Source organism: Methylobacterium ajmalii (genome assembly GCF_016613415.1).
GTDB lineage: Bacteria > Pseudomonadota > Alphaproteobacteria > Rhizobiales > Beijerinckiaceae > Methylobacterium > Methylobacterium ajmalii.
On the sequence record NZ_JACWCT010000060.1, the window covers coordinates 31,348 to 49,417 of the forward strand.

Below are 18,070 nucleotides of genomic sequence, written 5' to 3' on the forward strand. Positions count from 1 at the left end.
AACGGAAGCTTGACGGGCGCTCAGGCGGCCAGTGCCGCCGTGCTCCAGCCGCGCACCTCGGCGTCGATGGACAGCGCCTCCTCGACGTCCGCCGGCGCCGTGGGGAAGCGGGCCGCGAAATGCTCGCAGGCCCGCTCCACCAGGGCGGCGATGTCGTAGAAGCCGATGCGGCCGGCGATGAAGGCCGCGACCGCGATCTCGTTGGCCGCGTTCATCACCGTCGGCTGGGCCCCGCCCGCCGCGAGCGCCGCCCTGGCGATGCGCAGGCAAGGGAAGCGCTCCTCGTCCGGACGCTCGAAGGTGAGGCTGCCGGTGGCGACGAGGTCGAGCGGCCGGCCGCGGGCGATCGACAGGCGCTCGCCGAGGCCGAGGCAATGGGCGATCGGCACCCGCATGTCCGGCATGGCGAGCCCGGCCGTCACCGCGCCGTCGCGCCAGACGACGAGGCCGTGGACGATCGATTGCGGGTGCACCACCACGTCGAGGCGCTCGGCCTCGATGGCGAAGAGGTGGTGGGCCTCGATCAGCTCCAGCCCCTTGTTCATCAGGCTGGCGGAATCGATGTTGATCTTCATGCCCATCGACCAGGTCGGGTGGGCGGCGGCCTCGGCCGCGGTGGCGGCGGCGATGCGCTCGCGCGGTGCGGTCCGGAACGGGCCGCCGGAGGCCGTGATGGTCATCCGGGCGATGTCGTCGACCTTGCCCTCGCCGATCGCCTGGGCGAGGGCGTTGTGCTCGGAATCCATCGGCAGGATGCGGGCGCCGAACTTCTTGGCGTCGCGCATGAAGGCGTCGCCGGCGCAGACCAGGCTCTCCTTGTTGGCGAGCGCGACGGTGCGGCCGAGCCGGATCGCCGCGCAGGTGGGCGCCAGGCCCGCCGCGCCGCTCACCGCCGCCACGACGAGGTCCGCGTCCCGGGTCGCCGCCTCGATCACCGCCGAGGGGCCGGCGCCGTTCGCGATGCCGGAGCCGGACAGCGCCTCGCGCAGTGCCGAGCCGGCATCGGGATCGGCGATCGCCGCGAACTCGGCGTTCAGCTCGCGGGCGACGCGGGCGAGCGCCTGCGCGTCGCGCCCGCCCGCCACGGCGCCGACCCGGAAACGGTCCCGGTGCTGGTCGAGCAGGTCGGCGGTGGAGCGCCCGATCGAGCCGGTGGCCCCCAGGACGGAAACGGTGAGGGTCATGGATGTCCCGTGAGAGAGAGGCCGGCGAGGAGCAGCCCGGCGAGGAGCGCGACGGCGAAGAAGCCGTCGAGGCGGTCCATCACGCCGCCGTGGCCGGGGATCAGGCGGCCGGAATCCTTGGCGCCGTAGGCGCGCTTGAGGGCCGATTCGGCGAGGTCGCCGCCCTGGCTCATCACCGAGGCGAGGGCCGAGAGCGCGCAGGCCAGCGGCAGCGACAGGGCGTCGGTGGCGCCGAGATGCCGGGCGCCGGCCGCCACCGCGCCGCCGACGATCGTCGCGCCGAGGAGCCCGCCGCAGAAGCCCGACCAGGTCTTCTTCGGGCTCACCGCGGGCCACAGCTTCGGCCCGCCGAGCGAGCGGCCGGTGAAGTAGGCGGCGATGTCGGTGGTCCAGACCACCCCGAACAGCCAGAGCGGGCCGGCGAGCCCGATGCGGGGATCGTCGCGCAGCAGCACCGGCACCAGGGCGACCACCAGGGCGCAGGCGAGGCTCGCCGGCGCCCAGATCCGCCCGGCGGCGGGCCGGGCGAGGAGCGCCAGGAGCGCGAGGCCGAGCGCGGTGGCGCCCAGGAGCCAGGGCGTCGGGATCGGCAGCCGCGCGCCGGCGACGACGCCGAGGAGCACGAGGCCGGCGATCGCCAGGAGCGGGCGGTGCGGCGCCGTCCGGGTGATGGCCATCCACTCGCCGACCACGGCGAGGCCGGCCAGGAACCAGACCACCGCGAAGATCCAGCCGCCGTTCAGGGTGGCACCGAGCACCAGGAGGCCGAGCACGATGCCCGACACCGTGCGGGCGCCGAGTTCCGTCGCCGGCCAGGCCGGGCGACCGCTCGGGAGTTTCGTCCCGTCAAAGCCCGCCATCAGCCCGCCCGGGCGCTCAGGCCGCCGAAGCGGCGGTCGCGGCTCTGGAACTCCCCGATCGCGGCGAGGAAGGCGGCGTGGTCGAAGTCCGGCCAGAAATCGGGCACGAACACGAACTCGGAATAGGCGGTCTGCCACGTGAGGAAGTTCGACACCCGCTGCTCGCCGGAGGTGCGGATCACCAGGTCGGGGTCTGGGATGCCGTCGGTGTCGAGCGCGCCCGTCATTGCCGCGGCGTCGATCGCCTCGGGCGGGAGCCGCCCCTCGGAGACCGCCTGGGCCAGCTTGCGCACGGCGCGCAGGATCTCCTGGCGGCCGCCGTAGTTGAACGCCACCACGAGGGTCAGCTTGGTGTTGCGGGCGGTGCGCTCCTCGGCCTCGCGCAGGAGGCCGGCGATGTCGGCCGGCAGGCCGTCGCGCTCGCCGATGATCCGCACCCGCACGCCGTTGGCGTGTAGGTCGGCGAGGTCGCGGCGCACGAACAGCTTGAGCAGGCCCATCAGGTCCGCCACCTCGGCGGCGGGCCGGCGCCAGTTCTCGGACGAGAAGCTGTAGATCGTCAGGTAGGGGATGCGCAGGTCGATCGCCGAGCGCACGGCCCGGCGCACCGCCTCGACGCCGCGGCGGTGGCCCTCGACCCGCGGCAGCCCGCGGCGCGCGGCCCAGCGGCCGTTGCCGTCCATGATGATGGCGACGTGGGCGGGCATCGCCGGGTTCGGCCCGCCGGCCGCCCCGGGGCCCGGCACGGCCGTATCCCCGGTCTCGGGACACGTCCCGTCCCGGCCCTCGGCGCGGCCTGCGTCCAGCAGGGTCACCGTCTCGCTGTCGCCTGCCATGCTGGCCCCGACCCCGGCGGAGCCGTGATCCGGCTCCGCGCTCTCCACGCCGTCGCTTCCGTCATGCCGGTCCGAGACACTCAGACCTGCATGATCTCCTTCTCCTTGGACGCCAGGGTCTGGTCGACCTCGGCGATGTGCTGGTCGGTCGCCTTCTGCACCTGGTCGGCCTGACGCTTCTCGTCGTCCTGGCTGATGGCGCCGTCCTTCTCGAGCTTCTTCAGGAGGTCGAGGCCGTCGCGGCGGACGTGGCGGACCGCGACGCGGGCCTCCTCGGCGTACTTGTGCGCGACCTTGACCATCTCCTTGCGGCGCTGCTCGTTCATCTCGGGGATGCGCAAGCGGATGGTCTGGCCCTCGGTCATCGGGTTGAGCCCGAGGTCGGATTCGCGGATCGCCTTCTCGACCGCCGCCACCATGCCGCGGTCCCAGACCGAGACGCTGAGCAGGCGCGGCTCCGGCACGCTGATCGTCGCGACCTGGGCCATCGACATCGCGGCGCCGTAGGCGTCGACCTGGATCGGGTCGAGGAGCGAGGGCGTGGCCCGTCCGGTGCGCAGCGAGCCGAGGTCGTGCTTCAGGGAGTTGATCGCGCCCTGCATGCGCCGCTTGATGTCGTTGAGGTCGAAGGAGGGTGTAGCCATTCCTGCGCGTCCCGAGGCGTCGTGAGGAGAGGGGGAGGGGCGGGCCCGAGGCCGCACCCTTGCGGGCGGGCCGGGGCCGCGCCCCGATCGGGCTTCAATGAACCAAAACCCGACCCGCCGCAAATCGTCGGGCGGCGGATTTCGCTCGGGGATACGGCGGATTTCGCACGCCGCGGGCTCCTCAGGGCGCCACCAGGGTCGAGGGCGCGGCACCCGTGAGGATCGCCGTCACCGAGCTCGGGGCGTGGACCGAGCCGACGATCAGCGGCAGCCCGCCATCGCGGGCGAGCGCGAAGGCGGCGGTGTCCATCACCTTGAGGTCGCGGGCGATCGCCTCGTCGTGGCTCAGGCGCTCGTAGCGCACGGCGTCGGGGTTGGTCTTCGGGTCGGCCGAGTAGACGCCGTCGACCTGCGTGGCCTTGAGCACCGCGTCGCATTTCAGCTCGGCGGCGCGCAGCACCGCGGCGGTGTCGGTGGTGAAGTACGGGTTGCCGGTGCCGCCGGCGAGCACCACGACCTGGCCCTTGTCGAGGTGGTGCAGGGCCGGCTGGCGGGCATAGGTCTCGCAGATCGTCGGCATCGAGACCGCCGACATCGTGCGGGCGGTGACGCCGGCGGCGTTGAGCGCGGTCTCGAGCGCCAGCGAGTTCATCACCGTCGCCATCATGCCGAGGGAATCCCCCGTCGCGCGGTCGATCCAGCCCGCGGCCGAGACGCGGGCGCCGCGGATCACGTTGCCGCCGCCGACCACGAGGGCGATCTCGAAGCCCTTCTTCACCGCCCGGGCGATGTCGTCGGCGAGCGCCGCGAGGGTCGGGGGATGCAGCCAATAGCCGTCGGGGGCGGCCAGCGCCTCGCCGGAGAGCTTCACCAGCACGCGGCGGAAGCGCGGCGCGCCCTGCGCCGTCAGGGAAGGGTCCGACAAGCGATGGTCTGGCATGGGGGCTCCTCTGGCCCGCCCCGGTGGAGCGGCCGCCGCCGGCGTCAAGCGTCGATGCGAGTCGGGCCGGGTTCTAGCCTGTCGCTCCCGGCCCGTCGAGGCATCGGCCTGCGGGAATCGGCACGCCCGGACGACGCGCGCCGGACGCGGTCCCGGCACGAAAAAAGGGGACCCGCCTGAGCGGGCCCCCCATTGCATGCCGCGCGTCGCCGCGGGCGACGCTGACGGTCGATCCCAGCCCCTGGCGATCTCAGCCCTTGGCGGCCGCGGCGACCTCGGCGGCGAAGTCCGGGGCCTCTTCCTTCTCGATGCCCTCGCCGAGCGCGTAGCGGACGAAGCCGGTGAGCTTCACCGGACCGCCGGCCTTGCCCTCGGCCTCCTTGAGCACCTGCGCGACGGTCTTCGAGCCGTCGTGCACGAAGGGCTGATCGAGGAGGGTGACCTCCTTGTAGTAGCTCTTCAGGCCGCTCTCGACGATCTTGGCCATGACGTGGTCCGGCTTGCCGGCGTTCTTCTCGCGCAGGATGTTGCTCTCGCGCTCGACCGTCGCGGCGTCGACGCCCGAGGCGTCCAGCGCCACCGGGTTGGTCGCCGCGACGTGCATGGCGATCTGGCGGCCGAGCTGGCTCAGCATCGTCACGTCGCCGGCCGACTCGAGGGCGACGAGCACGCCGATCTTGCCGAGGCCCTCGGAGACCTGGCCGTGGACGTAGGAGGCGATGACGCCCTTCTCGACCGACAGCTTGGCGACGCGGCGCAGGGTCATGTTCTCGCCGATGGTGGCGATCAGCTCCTGCAGCTTGTCCTTCACGGTGCCCTCGGCGCCCGGGAAGCGGGCGGCCTCGAGGGTCTCGATGCTGTCGCCGGCGGTGAGCGCCAGCTTGGCGGCCTCGCGGACGAAGGCCTGGAAGCCGTCATTGCGGGCGACGAAGTCGGTCTCGGAGTTCACCTCGAGCACCGCGGCGTGGTGGCCGGCGGACTCGACCGCGACCAGGCCCTCGGCGGCGACGCGGCCGGCCTTCTTGGCGGCCTTGGCGAGGCCCTTCTTGCGCAGCCAGTCCACGGCCGCCTCGAGGTCGCCGGCGGTCTCGTTGAGGGCCGACTTGCAGTCCATCATGCCCGCGCCGGTCTTCTCGCGCAGCTCCTTGACCATCGCTGCCGTGATGTTGGCCATCGTGGGATCCTCTCGATTGGCGCCCCCGCGCGCCCCGAAGGCCGCGCCGGTCGGCGGATAAAAGGGAACCCGGCGCCGTGGCGGCGCCGGGCTTTGGAAGAGCATCGGGTCGCGGGGCTCTCGCCCCGCCGGGTCACCGAACCGACGTTACGCGGCGGCGGCGGCCTCGACGAAGCCGCGGGCCTGGTTGACCCAGCCGTCGCGGTCGAAGCGGCCGTTGAGCTTCAGGTCGCCGTCGACCTTGGCGACGTCCTCGGGGCTCATCGCGGCGATCTGCCAGTAGTGGTAGATGCCGGCGTCGTTGAGCTTCTGGACCAGCTGCGGGCCGACGCCCGTGAGCTTGGTCAGGTCGTCCGGGGCGCCGCGCGGGGCGGCCAGCAGCTCGAAGGGCTCGCCGACATACGGCTCGGTGACGTCGACGGGGGCGACCTCGGGCTCGTTGGCAAGCGCCGGCAGCTCCTCGGCCATCGGCTCCTCGGACTCGCCGAGGTCGACGCCGAGCGCGCCCTGGCCGCGGGAGATGCCGTCGATCGCCGCGCGGGCGACGAGGTCGCAGTAGAGCGCGATGGCGCGGCCGGCGTCGTCGTTGGCCGGGACCACGTAGGTGATGCCGTCCGGGTTGCAGTTGGTGTCGACGATGGCGGCCACCGGGATCTTGAGGCGGTTCGCCTCCTTGATCGCCAGCTGCTCCTTGTTGGTGTCGATCACGAACAGCAGGTCGGGCACGCCGCCCATGTCCTTGATGCCGCCGAGCGCCTTCTCGAGCTTGTCCTTCTCGCGGGACAGCATCAGGCGCTCCTTCTTGGTGAGGCCCTGGCCGCCGCCGGCGAGGGTCTCGTCGACCTTGCGCAGGCGCTGGATCGAGCCCGAGATGGTCTTCCAGTTGGTCAGCGTGCCGCCGAGCCACCGCGAGTTTACGTAGTACTGGGCCGAGCGCTTGGCCGCGTCCGCGATGGTGTCGGCCGCCTGGCGCTTGGTGCCGACGAACAGCACGCGGCCGCCCTTGGCGACGGTGTCGCTCACCGCCTGCAGCGCCTGGGCGAGCGCCGGCACGGTCTGGGCGAGGTCGATGATGTGGATGTTGTTGCGGGTGCCGAAGATGTACGACTGCATCTTCGGGTTCCAGCGGTGCGACTGGTGGCCGAAGTGCGAGCCGGCCTCGAGCAGCTGGCGCATGGTGAAGTCGGGAAGGGCCATGGTCTTCGTTCTCTCCGGTTGTCTCCGCCGCGGAGGAAGCGACCGGCGCATTGATGGACTTGCCAAGAGGCGAGACCTGACAGGCGACCGGCCACCGGAAACGCCTCATTCAGGCATGAGGCCGGCTCCGCGTGTGGGATGGCCGGGCCTTTATCGGATCGGGGGTGGGATGGCAAGCGGACCGTATCCCGACGGCGTCGGCACTCGGTCGCGACGTCGTGGCGTTCGATGCCGGTGCCGAGCTCTCGCCAATTCCCGACAGAAGGCCGAAATGCTACCGAAAAGATCCATCCTCCTCTGAAGGCCGGGCGTCGACGGTGTGGGATAGGCCATTGATTTGTCTTGCATTGTCGCCGTTACCTTGCGGGTTGGCGCGCCTTCACGTATGGAGCTAGCAGGTGCGCTGCAGAACACAGATGGACGGTGATTACAGGTTTTATAAATGATTGCCTGTGATCGTTGAATGCAAGGCACCTTCCAACGAGGGGCGGATAGGGAAATGTCGCTATATAGTTTATTTTTGAACAACTCAGGCCAGCAAATCCACAAATCAAGCCACTATTTTTTCGCGTATGAGCGACATTTTGGACGATTCGTCGGCGGTCCTGTGACGTTTCTGGAAATCGGTACGGGGTGTGGTGGTTCGGCGCAAATGTGGAAGCAGTGGCTCGGTCCGCTCGCGCGTATCGTGACCATTGATATTGATCCAAGTTGTGCGCAATGCGCCGACGAGCAGATTTCCGCTCGCACGGGAAATCAATCAGATCCGCAATTCCTCCAATCCTTGATCGACGAATTCGGTCCGTTCGACATCATTCTTGACGACGGAAGCCATCACATGGCCCACGTCGTGCCGACGTTCGACTTTCTCTATCGGAAGATGTCGCCTGCCGGCGTCTACTTGATCGAAGGCATGCACACCGCGTATTGGCCGGCTTACGGTGGCGGCCGCGGCGATCCACGTTCGATGGTCGAACGTTTTAAGGGTCTGATCGATGATCTGAACGCAGAGCATGTAAAAGATGGTATGGTGGCTTGCAGTGACTTCACAAGGCAAACCTTTGCCATGACGGCATACGACAGTATTTTAGTGTTTGAAAAAACGCCTTTCATAAATAAGAAAATGAAAAATATAGGGATTAATAATTAAATGAAGATCGAGGAAGAGGTCATGGCTCCGATGGAACTCTGCAGCGAGTTGTGGGGGGCTGCCCATGTCATTCAAAGGGATCCCGGCTACGAGATACACCAGAATGTATTTTGCATTCCTATCGGGTGCTCCGATCCATGGGGCATTTACGATCAAGGCGGGCGAATCATCCGATCTGCGACAGATTATCGGGAAAACAATTTCAGCTCGCACGGCCAATCGCTCGATCATGTCATTTCGGCGCCAGTCCAAAGCCGGGCACATGGTGTCTTCATTTATGGCGGCAAGATCAGCAATCATTACGGACATTTTCTGGTCAACACCCTTCCAAGATTCTGGAATATCCTAAAGATACGGACTCCGAATACGCCGATATTGTGCCACGGCGCAGGGTCGCCCTCGGATTGGTTCAATATTCCATTCTTGGCGCAGTCATTCGCTGCTCTCGGATTGAGTGAGCGGGATTTCGTCGTCTTCGACGCTCCGACCGTCGTCGACACGCTCGTCGTTCCCCGCACCAGTTTCCAGGAGCAGTACGCTGGTCACGTCGTGTACGGCCAGCTATGTCGTGAAATCAGCGACCGAATTTGCCCGCATGCCAGCCTGATAAATGACGATCGGCCTATATACTATTCAAAATCACAACTCGTTTCGGCGGTAGGAGTTATTGTTAATGAGGGCGAAATCGATGATGTCATGCGATCAGAAGGCGTGGATATCATTTATCCAGAGAGGCTGTCGTTCCCAGATCAAATAAAATTAATGGGAAGTCGTAGGAATATCATGGGATCGTCCGGATCATTCTTACACACTAGCCTATTCTGCCCGGACCGTAACATCACATGCTTGAACGTAGCATTGCAAATAAATTCAAATTTCTCCATTATTGACAAGCTATCAGACAATTTTGCTACCTATCATTACTCTAGCGAAATACAAGTGCTTGAAAAGAAAGAAGGCTTTTTAACTGCGAGGTATTTGCCCAATGCCCGGGAGTGCGCTTATGAGCTATTGGCGATCATGAAGGCGAAAATATGAAATTTAAATTTGAACGCGGCACTATCTCAACTTTTTCTGATTATTTGTCTCCGGCTCTTTTTCATGGTGCTTTAGTTTTTAGATATTGGAGTTTGACTCATCGAATGGTTCTGTGCCTAATTTTCTGGATCGTTCCGACATGAAAACGACACTCTGCGACCTCAAGGGGAGTCTCGATCATCCACCGAGGTCATTACTTACGCTGTAGCCTGATCGTCAATCGGAGATGACGATGGGTGCGATGTGCAGATATCGACTGGTGCCTGATCACCGGGGTGGGAAATCTAGTTGTCCGAGAGATTTTTCGGGTGTAGACATCCAGGTTTCTTTTTGTTATTATGCCGATTAACAAAAACTGGAAGATCAGGTCAAAAAATGCTGGCTGCCTATGAGCCCGAACAGCGCTTTGTCATCGAATCGTCGGAGCCGATCGTCGAGATTTATCGCGATTGTGTTTATGTCCCGGTGATCGAGCCCGCAAATTATTGGGAGAACAAAGATTGGGGGATTTATGACCGCGATGGGAAGCTGATCGAGGCGGCAGCCTTCTATCGCGTCGGCAAGCGCGAAGGGCAAAGCGATGTTTGCCCTCTCGACCTGTCCAGAGCGCCCTATGCGCCGCGCCAGCGATACTTCTACGTCGGCAATGTCTTCAATCACTACGGCCATTTTCTTTGTAGCACGATGTCCCGGTTGTGGGCACTGCCGCGGTATCGGGAAGGGTCTATGCCGTTGCTTGGCCACGCGGTCGGTGGCCCGCCCCATTGGTTCTCGTGGTCGCATACCCGGACCCTGTTCGGCGCCGCCGGGATCAATTACGAAGATTTCGCTAATTTCGATCGACCGACGCGCATTCGGGAACTGGTGGTGGCGCGGCCGTCCTTCGTGGAATGCACGCACGCCCATACGACGCATGCGCACGCCGCGCATCGTTGGGGCGACAGGCTTGCCAAGACACAGGACGTCACCAGCCCGATAGATATGATCTATCTGGCAAAGACTAAATTCCGAGACCTTCCGCACGGAATGGCGAACGAAGCGCGTCTGGTCGAAGCCCTGCAGCATCTCGGTGTTCAGATCGTTCATCCGGAGCAGCTGACGATACCGGAGCAAGTCGCGCTCTTCCGAAGGACACGGATCGTCATGGGTCAGGTCGGGTCTGCATTGCACACGAACATCTTCAATGAACCACGCTATGATCAAGTCTTCGTTGCCTTCAACGCGTCGCCGCACACCTATAGCTCGAATCATGCGATGTTTGATGCTATAAACAACAACAGATCGTTTTACGTTTATACGCCCTGCGAGTGGAAAAATTATGACGATGGGGTTGCACGGTACGAGCTGAATGATCCTCAGGCAGCTGCCCGCGAGATCGTCGATTTTGCGCGAAGTGTATGATACAGTTTCCCGGAGGAGATCTTCTGGGAAAATGTATTGCAGGTCCGCGCGGCGCCAGAGGAGGGCCGGTATCCGCATCGCAAAGCGATCAATCGGATGCCGTATGAGAGTGATCTTCCATTGCCGTTGCCGCGAGCCTTGCTTTGCCCTAACCGGGAGCGGGCGGAGACGCTCGCGCTCCCGGGTCGGCAGCTTGTGATGCTCAGCCTTCCTTGAACCCGTATTCCGGCACACCCTCCTCGTTGCCGTAATACTTGTACGGCGGGAACTTGCCCGACATCTGCAGCTTTACGCGATCACCCTTGTTGTTGGGCTCGCGCTCCATCTTCATGTTGAAGTCGATCGCCGACATGATGCCGTCGCCGAATTCTTCCTGGATCAGCGCCTTCCAGGTGGTACCGTAGACCATTACCAGTTCGTAGAAGCGGTAGATCAGAGGGTCGGTCGGCGGCATCTGCGGGATCGAGCCGCGATAGGGCGCCTCGTTGAGCATCCGCTCCTCGGCGGCCGAGAGGTCGAACAGGGCGGCGGCTTTCGCCGCTTGCGCCTTGGGCAGCTTCATCTGGCCCATGCAGGCGGCGGTGATCAGGATCGGCGAGTTGCCGCCGATCACCTCCTGAATGCACTTTCAGGTGCAGCCCTTTTCGCGCTTGCTGTCGAGCAGCTTTTCCGTGAGGTCTTCGCACTTCATGGGCTCCCCCCCTTTAGCGAAGGCACCCCGAACCGGAGCTACGGGCAGGGGGCAAGGGGGGTACCACAGGGCGTGTAGGCGGACGCTCTAACGCCGCTGCTCGCACAGGGTCTTCACGTAGGTTCCGGCCTCAGTGCCGCGGCCCGATCCGGCGGCGATGGCCGGGCCCAGCAGCATGCATTCCTGCGGCGAGTGGGCCGGGTGGGTGATGACGTCCTGGGCAGTGGCGCGCGTGCAATCCTTCGCCGCCAGGGAGGAGGCGCAGATCAGCGTGATGACGAGAATGGTGGGCAAGGCGACCTCCCGGCTAGGGAGGCGGTGATATAATGCCGATTGCGTCCACGAGAAACCTCCAGGGCTGGAGGTATCTTGCCTCAGGGGGAGGGAGCCAGTTCGGCCAGGCGCGCCACGAGGCGACGGGCGACTTCGTCCTTCGGCAGGTCCGGCCAGGTCTCGAGCGAGCCGTCGCGGCCGATCAGGTGGACGCTGTTGCGGTCGCCCCCCATCACGCCGGTGGCGGCCGAGACGTCGTTGGCGACGATGAGGTCGCAACCCTTGCGGGCGATCTTGGCCCGGGCATGGGCGATCACCTCGGTGGTCTCGGCGGCGAAGCCCACCACCAGGAGCGGGCGTCCCTGGTGCCGCTGCGCGATCGTCGCCAGGATGTCGGGATTCTCGGTGAGCGCGAGGGGAGGGGGCCCGTCGGGACCCTTCTTGATCTTCTCCTCGCCGAAGGCCACCGGCCTCCAATCGGCGACGGCGGCGGCGAAGACCGCGATGTCGGCCGGCAGCGCCGCCTCCACGGCCGCCAGCATCTCGCTGGCGGTCTCGACCCTGACCACGGTGACGCCCGGCGGATCGGGAAGGGTGACGGGGCCCGAGACCAGGGTCACCCGGGCACCGGCCGCCGCGGCGGCGGTCGCGATGGCGTGGCCCTGCTTGCCCGACGAGCGGTTGGCGAGGTAGCGCACCGGGTCGATCGGCTCATGGGTCGGCCCGGAGGTGACGAGAAGGTGGCGGCCCGACAGCGGCTTCGCTTCCTGCGGCCCTGCGAGCAGAACTTCCACCGCGTCGGCGATCTCGTCCGGCTCGGCCATCCGGCCTGGACCGGTCTCGGCCTCGGCCATCCGTCCGACGTTGGGTCCCACCACCGCGACGCCGTCGCCCGTCAGGAGGGCGAGGTTGCGCTGCGTCGCCGGGTGCAGCCACATCCGCACGTTCATCGCCGGCGCGATCAGGATCGGCAGGGTGGTGGCGAGCAGCACCGTCGAGGCGAGGTCCGGTGCGTGCCCGCCGGCCATGCGGGCCAGCGTGTTGGCGGTGGCGGGCGCCACCACCACCGCGTCGGCGTCGCGGGCGAGCTTGATGTGGCCGATATCGGCCTCGTCGGCCCGGTCGAACAGGTCGGTATGGGCGCGCTGGCCGGCGAGCGCCGCCGCGGCGAGCGGGGTCACGAATTCCTGCGCGCCCTTGGTGAGGACGCAGCGCACCGAGGCGCCGCGCTCGCGCAATCGCCGGATCAGGTCCAGCGACTTGTAGGCCGCGATGCCGCCGCCGATGACGAGGAGGATCCGCCTGCCGTCGAGCGCTCCCATCGGCGGGCTACACCGTCACCTGGGTTCCGACCTCGACCACGCGGCCGGTCGGGATCTGGAAGAAGTCCGTCGCGTCGTTGGCGTTGCGGGCGAGCGTGATGAACACCCGGTCCTGCCAAAGAGGCATGCCCGACTGCGCCGCCGGGCGGATCGAGCGCCGCGACAGGAAGAACGACGTCGCCATGATGTCGAACTTGAAGCCCTGCTTGCGCAGGAGCGCCAGGCCCTTCGGGATGTTCGGCGATTCCATGTAGCCGAACTTCATCACGACCTTCCAGAAATGCGGCCCCATCGGCTCGATCCGGACCCGGTCGGCATCGGCGATGCGCGGCAGGTCGATGGTCTTCACCGTGAGCACGACGTTCTTCTCGTGCAGCACCTTGTTGTGCTTCAGGTTGTGCAGGAGCGCGGCGGGCGCGGTGTCGGGATCGGAGGTGAGGAAGACGGCGGTGCCGCGGACGTGGTGCGGCGGGCTCTTCTCCAGCATGGCGACGAGCTCGGTCAGCGGCACGTCGGTCTTCCGGGTCTTGTTGAACAGGATGGTGACGCCGCGCACCCAGGTCCACATCAGCAGCACCAGGCAGCCGGCGAGCAGCAGGGGCATGTAGCCACCCTCGAACACCTTGAGCAGGTTCGAGACCAGGAACAGGAGCTCGACGGCGATGAACGGCACCATCGCGGCGCCGGCGGCGAGCGGCGACCATTTCCACACCCGCCACAGCACCAGGAAGGCGAGGCCGGCGGTGATCAGCATCGTGCCGGTCACGGCGATGCCGTAGGCCGAGGCGAGCGCCGAGGACGAGCGGAACAGCACCACCAGGATCACCACGCCGATCATCAGCAGCATGTTGATCTGCGGCAGGTAGATCTGGCCCGAATGCGATTCGGAGGTGTGGCGGATCTCGAGCCGCGGCAGGAGCCCCAGCTGGACCGCCTGGCGCGAGAGCGAGAAGGCGCCGGTGATCACCGCTTGGCTGGCGATGACGGTGGCGGCGGTGGCGAGCAGCACCATCGGCAGCAGGCCCCATTCGGGGACGAGCTGGTAGAACGGGTCGGTCGTGTCGGGGTTCGACAGCACCAGGGCGGCCTGGCCGAGATAGTTGATGGCGAGCGCCGGCCCGACGAGGACGATCCAGGCGGTCTGGATCGGCCGGCGGCCGAAATGGCCGAGATCGGCGAACAGCGCCTCGGCCCCGGTCACCGCCAGGAACACCGCGCCGAGCGCCACGAGCGCGCCGGTGCCGTGGCCGAGGAGGTAGTGCACGGCGTGCCAGGGGTTGAGCGCCCACAGGACCTGCGGCGTGCGGGCGATGTGCGGCAGGGCCGCGAGCATCAGCACCGAGAACCACACCAGCATGATCGGGCCGAAGAACGTCGCCATCCGGGCGGTGCCCCGGCTCTGGACCAGGAACAGCGGCAGGATGATCGCGATGGTGATCGGCAGGACGTAGTGGTCGAGGGCCGGCGTGACCAGCTTCAGGCCCTCCACCGCCGACAGCACCGAGATCGCCGGGGTGATGATCGCATCGCCGTAGAACAGGGCGGCGCCGAACAGGCCCAGCATGAACACGATGTGCGAGCCGCCCAACGCCTTGCGGGCGAGCGCCATCAGCGAGAGGATCCCGCCCTCGCCCTTGTTGTCCATCTGCAGGAGCAGCAGGACGTACTTGATGGTAACGATCAGCACCAGCGCCCAGAGCAGCAGCGAGACGGTGCCGAGCACCTCCTCGCCGGTGAGCACGCCGTCGGCCCGGCCGGGGGCCAGCGCCTCGCGGAAGGCGTAGAGCGGGCTGGTGCCGATGTCGCCGTAGACGACGCCGACGGAGCCGAGGAAGAGCGTCCAGAAGCTCGCCTTGGCGTGGCCGTGGCCCTCGGCCTCGTCGACGGTGCCGGCCTTGGTCGGCGGGCCGCCGCTCGGCGGGGTGAGGGTGTCGGTCGGCGCGGCGGAACCGTCCGTGGGTGCGGCTGACTGGGTCATGTCTGATCGGGGATGCGCCCGCGGGCGGTCGGGATGGCCGCCAAGCGCGCTGATGGGCCGGGTGGCGGGCTCAAATCCTTGGCGGCCCGGCGCGTCCGCCGGGTCGGAATGTGGCAAGATTGTAGCACGGAGCCGGTGGGGCGCAAGGCGGACCGCCTGCTGCCCCACCGTTAACCGGCGTCACCTCGTCGGCCGTGGAGGACCGCGCCTCGCCTCACTCGGCGGCGCTGCGGTTGCCCAGGCTTTCTCCGGTCCCCTTGCCGAAGCGGCGCTCGATGTAGTCGACGACGATGCCCTCGAAGTCCTTGGCCAGCGTCGGGCCGCGCAGGGTCATCGCCTTCTTGCCGTCGATGAAGACCGGGGCGGTCGGGGTCTCGCCGGTGCCGGGCAGCGAGATGCCGATATCGGCGTGCTTCGACTCGCCCGGGCCGTTGACGATGCAGCCCATCACGGCGACGTTCAGCCCCTCGACCCCCGGATAGGTCTTGCGCCACTCGGGCATCGAGGTGGTGATCCAGTTCTGGATGTCGCGGGCGAGTTCCTGGAACACCGTCGAGGTGGTGCGGCCGCAGCCCGGGCAGGCGGCGACCAGCGGCACGAAGGTGCGGAAGCCCATCGTCTGGAGCAGCTCCTGGGCCACCTTCACCTCGACGGTGCGGTCGCCGCCAGGCTCCGGGGTGAGCGAGTAGCGGATCGTGTCGCCGATTCCCTCCTGAAGCAGCACGCCGATCGCCGCGGAGGCCGCCACGATGCCCTTGGTGCCCATGCCGGCCTCGGTCAGGCCGAGGTGGATGGCGTAGTCGGAGCGGCGCGCCACCTCGCGGTAGACCGCGATCAGGTCCTGCACCGCCGAGACCTTGGCCGAGAGCACGATGCGCTCCTTGGGCAGGCCGATCTCCACCGCCCGGTCGGCGGAGAGGAGGGCGGATTGCACCATCGCCTCGCGCATCACCGCGCGGGCGTCGCGCGGCTTCGCCGAGTTGGCGTTCTCGTCCATCATGTGGGTGAGGAGCGCTTCGTCGAGGGAGCCCCAGTTGGCGCCGATCCGCACCGCCTTGCCGTAGCGGGCCGCCTGCTCGACGATGGTGCCGAACTGCAGGTCCTTCTTCTCCTTGAAGCCGACGTTGCCCGGGTTGATCCGGTACTTGGCCAGCGCCTCGGCGCAGGCCGGATGGTCGGTCAGGAGCTTGTGGCCGATATAGTGGAAGTCGCCGACGAGCGGGACGTGGACGCCGATGCGGTCCAGACGCTCGCGGATCTTCGGCACGGCCGACGCCGCCTCGTCGCGGTCGACGGTGATGCGCACGACCTCGGAGCCGGCCCGCGCCAGCGCGGCGACCTGGGCCACCGTGGCGTCGATGTCGGCGGTGTCGGTGTTGGTCATCGACTGCACGACGATCGGGGCGCCGCCGCCCATCACCACCGCGCCCTCGCCCTCGCCGATCCGGACGCCGACGGTGCGGTGGCGGGGGCTCGGGCCCGCGATCTCGGGGGCGGCGGTCTCCGCCGGGGCGAGGGCTTCCATGGCTTGCATCGGATACCTTCAGGGGGTCGTTCGCAGGAGAATCGTGACGAGACGGTCGGGCGCGGTCGCGAGAGCCGCGGTTTGCCCTCCGTCTAGAGCATTTCCGGGCGCGGTGGAAATCGCCTTGCCCGTATGAAATCCCGGCGCGATCAACGGGCTACGCCGGTCCCCGGCGGAATGCCGCGACATCCTTGCGATTTCCTTCGCGGGGAGCCGTTCCTGCGCCGGCTCCCGGCAGTGCATCGCCCCACTCCATCGCTTCGCCTTTAGCTGAGGATGCCGGACGGGCGCGTCAAGCGCGTGACGCCCCGATGGGCCGTCGGACCGTCGCACGTTGCGTTCCCTCGTCGGGTTCCCTTGCGCGACTTTGCAGCGCACCATTTGGCTTTCGCAGTGCGACACACCACATCCCCGGTCATGACGGATTCAGCCTCGTTCCCGGAACCGGATCGGAGCGCGGGTGACCGCGGTCCCGTCCCGCCCGCCGCTCCCGAAGCCGGCTCGCACGCCGCCACCGGACCTCTCGGCCGCGGCCTCGTCGGCCCGCGGGCCGAGAAGCCGATCGCCCTGGCGCTCCAGGGTGGCGGCGCCCACGGCGCCTTCACCTGGGGCGTGCTCGACGCCCTGATCGAGGACGGGCGCCTCGCCTTCGAGGCGATGACCGGCGCGAGCGCCGGCGCGATGAACGCCGTCGTGATGGTCGATGGGTGGCTGCGCGGCGGCCCCGACGGCGCGCGCGAGCGTCTGGAGATGTTCTGGCGCGAGATCAGCCTCGACGCCGACCTGTCGCACGCCCAGCAGACCGTCATCGACGGGGTGATGAGCTTCTGGAAGAAGACCCCGGTCGGGGCGTTCTGGAACGCCGTCGCCAGCCCGTACATGACGAACCCGCTCAACATCAATCCGCTGAAGCGGGCGCTCGCCGACACGGTCGATTTCGAGGCGGTCCGCCGCGACGGGCCGGCCGACCTGTTCATCTCGGCCACCAACGTGTGGACCGGCAAGATGGCGGTGTTCGAGCGGCCGGACCTGACGATCGACCACCTGATGGCCTCGGCCTGCCTGCCGACGGTCTTTCAGGCGGTGGAGATCGACGGCGTGCCGCACTGGGATGGCGGCTATCTCGGCAACCCGCCCCTCTATCCGCTCTATCACGGTGCCCGCTCGTCCGACATCCTGCTGGTCCAGATCAACCCGGTCGAGCGCCGCGAGACCCCGCGCAGCCCGGCCGAGATCCGCGACCGCCTCAACGAGATCAGCTTCAACGCCAACCTCCTGCGGGAATTGCGGGCGATCGACTTCGTCGACGATCTGATCGAGGACGGCGTGCTCGGGCGCTCCAATGCCTACAAGCAGGTGCTGCTCCACCGCATCGACGGCAGCGGCTCGGCCCTCGACGATGCCTCGGCTTCCTCGCGGCTGCGGGCGCAGTGGCCGTTCTTCCTGCATCTGCGCGATGCCGGACGGGACGCGGCCAAGGCCTGGCTGGCGGAGAACTACGACGCGGTCGGGCGCGAGAGCACCTTGAACCTCAAGGCGATGTACGCCTGAGCCCGCGGCACCGGCCGCCGATGCCCCCGTCGTGCGGGGGCCGGTGCCCGGGTCGTCGTGCTCGAACGCGGCGACCGCACCGTCGAGGCCCCGAGCCTCTACAGTCGAGCGGGCTTCGCGCCGCGCGATCCGTTCCCGCCGTATCGCGCGTCGCCCGCCGGCAACTTCCTCGAGAAGGCGGTGCAACGGCCGGGGGCCGCCGGCCATTCTCGGTCCGGTCCCAGCGTCTCGCTCGATCCCAATGCGGGAAAGTACCGAGGCCGACGTTCCAAACTGAGGCGCCGCGCTCGCGCCCGCCACGCGACC

At 67.2% G+C, this 18,070-nt stretch carries 15 protein-coding genes and 1 pseudogene; 4 read left to right on the forward strand and 12 right to left on the reverse strand.

Annotated elements, in window-relative coordinates; translation table 11 throughout:
• Positions 1–20: 20 nt before the first annotated feature.
• The 7 genes from dxr to HPY23_RS11050 all read right to left on the reverse strand — a co-directional run bounded on the left by dxr (position 21) and on the right by HPY23_RS11050 (position 6,835).
• Complete coding sequence (gene dxr / locus HPY23_RS11020; RefSeq protein WP_091884157.1) at positions 21–1,184, reverse strand: 1-deoxy-D-xylulose-5-phosphate reductoisomerase; 1,164 nt, start codon at positions 1,182–1,184, stop codon at positions 21–23.
• Positions 1,181–2,044, reverse strand: coding sequence for a phosphatidate cytidylyltransferase (locus HPY23_RS11025; protein WP_060848116.1), 864 nt, complete (start codon positions 2,042–2,044; stop codon positions 1,181–1,183). The genes dxr and HPY23_RS11025 overlap by 4 nt, the downstream gene beginning before the upstream one ends.
• Positions 2,044–2,751 (reverse strand): isoprenyl transferase, encoded by a 708-nt coding sequence (locus tag HPY23_RS11030; protein ID WP_060849496.1) that lies wholly within the window; start codon positions 2,749–2,751, stop codon positions 2,044–2,046. The genes HPY23_RS11025 and HPY23_RS11030 overlap by 1 nt, the downstream gene beginning before the upstream one ends.
• A gap of 209 nt (positions 2,752–2,960) precedes the next feature.
• A complete protein-coding gene (gene frr, locus HPY23_RS11035) occupies positions 2,961–3,524 on the reverse strand; it encodes a ribosome recycling factor (RefSeq protein WP_060848115.1) in 564 nt (187 codons plus the stop codon).
• 181 nt (positions 3,525–3,705) lie between these two features.
• The gene (pyrH, locus tag HPY23_RS11040) at positions 3,706–4,464 is read right to left on the reverse strand and encodes a UMP kinase (protein WP_091884154.1); all 759 of its coding nucleotides are present in this window, start codon (positions 4,462–4,464) and stop codon (positions 3,706–3,708) included.
• Between the two features lie 250 nt (positions 4,465–4,714).
• A complete protein-coding gene (gene tsf / locus HPY23_RS11045) occupies positions 4,715–5,638 on the reverse strand; it encodes a translation elongation factor Ts (protein ID WP_091748589.1) in 924 nt (307 codons plus the stop codon).
• A gap of 147 nt (positions 5,639–5,785) precedes the next feature.
• Positions 5,786–6,835, reverse strand: a complete 1,050-nt coding sequence (locus tag HPY23_RS11050; RefSeq protein ID WP_060848112.1) for a 30S ribosomal protein S2 — start codon at positions 6,833–6,835, stop codon at positions 5,786–5,788.
• A 463-nt stretch (positions 6,836–7,298) separates the two neighbouring features.
• Between HPY23_RS11050 and HPY23_RS11055 the strand changes: the two genes are divergently transcribed.
• From HPY23_RS11055 to HPY23_RS11065, 3 genes are all read left to right on the forward strand, one after another.
• Positions 7,299–7,985 carry a class I SAM-dependent methyltransferase gene (locus HPY23_RS11055; RefSeq protein ID WP_236012804.1) on the forward strand — a complete coding sequence of 229 codons (687 nt, stop codon included), beginning with the start codon at positions 7,299–7,301 and terminating at the stop codon, positions 7,983–7,985.
• Complete coding sequence (locus tag HPY23_RS11060) at positions 7,986–9,023, forward strand: glycosyltransferase family 61 protein (protein ID WP_091884152.1); 1,038 nt, start codon at positions 7,986–7,988, stop codon at positions 9,021–9,023.
• Positions 9,024–9,398: 375 nt separating this feature from the next.
• Positions 9,399–10,424, forward strand: a complete 1,026-nt coding sequence (locus tag HPY23_RS11065) for a glycosyltransferase family 61 protein (RefSeq protein WP_082742596.1) — start codon at positions 9,399–9,401, stop codon at positions 10,422–10,424.
• A gap of 202 nt (positions 10,425–10,626) precedes the next feature.
• Here HPY23_RS11065 and cynS read toward each other — a convergent pair.
• From cynS to ispG, 5 genes and pseudogenes are all read right to left on the reverse strand, one after another.
• Positions 10,627–11,115, reverse strand: a pseudogene (gene cynS / locus HPY23_RS11070) (cyanase).
• An 87-nt stretch (positions 11,116–11,202) separates the two neighbouring features.
• Positions 11,203–11,409, reverse strand: a complete 207-nt coding sequence (locus HPY23_RS11075) for a hypothetical protein (protein WP_060848111.1) — start codon at positions 11,407–11,409, stop codon at positions 11,203–11,205.
• An 80-nt stretch (positions 11,410–11,489) separates the two neighbouring features.
• A complete protein-coding gene (gene coaBC / locus HPY23_RS11080) occupies positions 11,490–12,710 on the reverse strand; it encodes a bifunctional phosphopantothenoylcysteine decarboxylase/phosphopantothenate--cysteine ligase CoaBC (RefSeq protein ID WP_091884149.1) in 1,221 nt (406 codons plus the stop codon).
• A 7-nt stretch (positions 12,711–12,717) separates the two neighbouring features.
• Positions 12,718–14,688, reverse strand: a complete 1,971-nt coding sequence (locus HPY23_RS11085) for a potassium transporter Kup (protein ID WP_060848109.1) — start codon at positions 14,686–14,688, stop codon at positions 12,718–12,720.
• A gap of 214 nt (positions 14,689–14,902) precedes the next feature.
• Positions 14,903–16,222: a flavodoxin-dependent (E)-4-hydroxy-3-methylbut-2-enyl-diphosphate synthase gene (ispG, locus tag HPY23_RS11090; RefSeq protein WP_091884147.1), complete on the reverse strand. Its 1,320-nt coding sequence runs from the start codon at positions 16,220–16,222 to the stop codon at positions 14,903–14,905.
• 408 nt (positions 16,223–16,630) lie between these two features.
• Here ispG and HPY23_RS11095 point away from each other — a divergent pair, with 408 nt between their 5' ends.
• Positions 16,631–17,764 (forward strand): patatin-like phospholipase family protein, encoded by a 1,134-nt coding sequence (locus tag HPY23_RS11095; protein WP_082742595.1) that lies wholly within the window; start codon positions 16,631–16,633, stop codon positions 17,762–17,764.
• Positions 17,765–18,070: the final 306 nt, after the last annotated feature.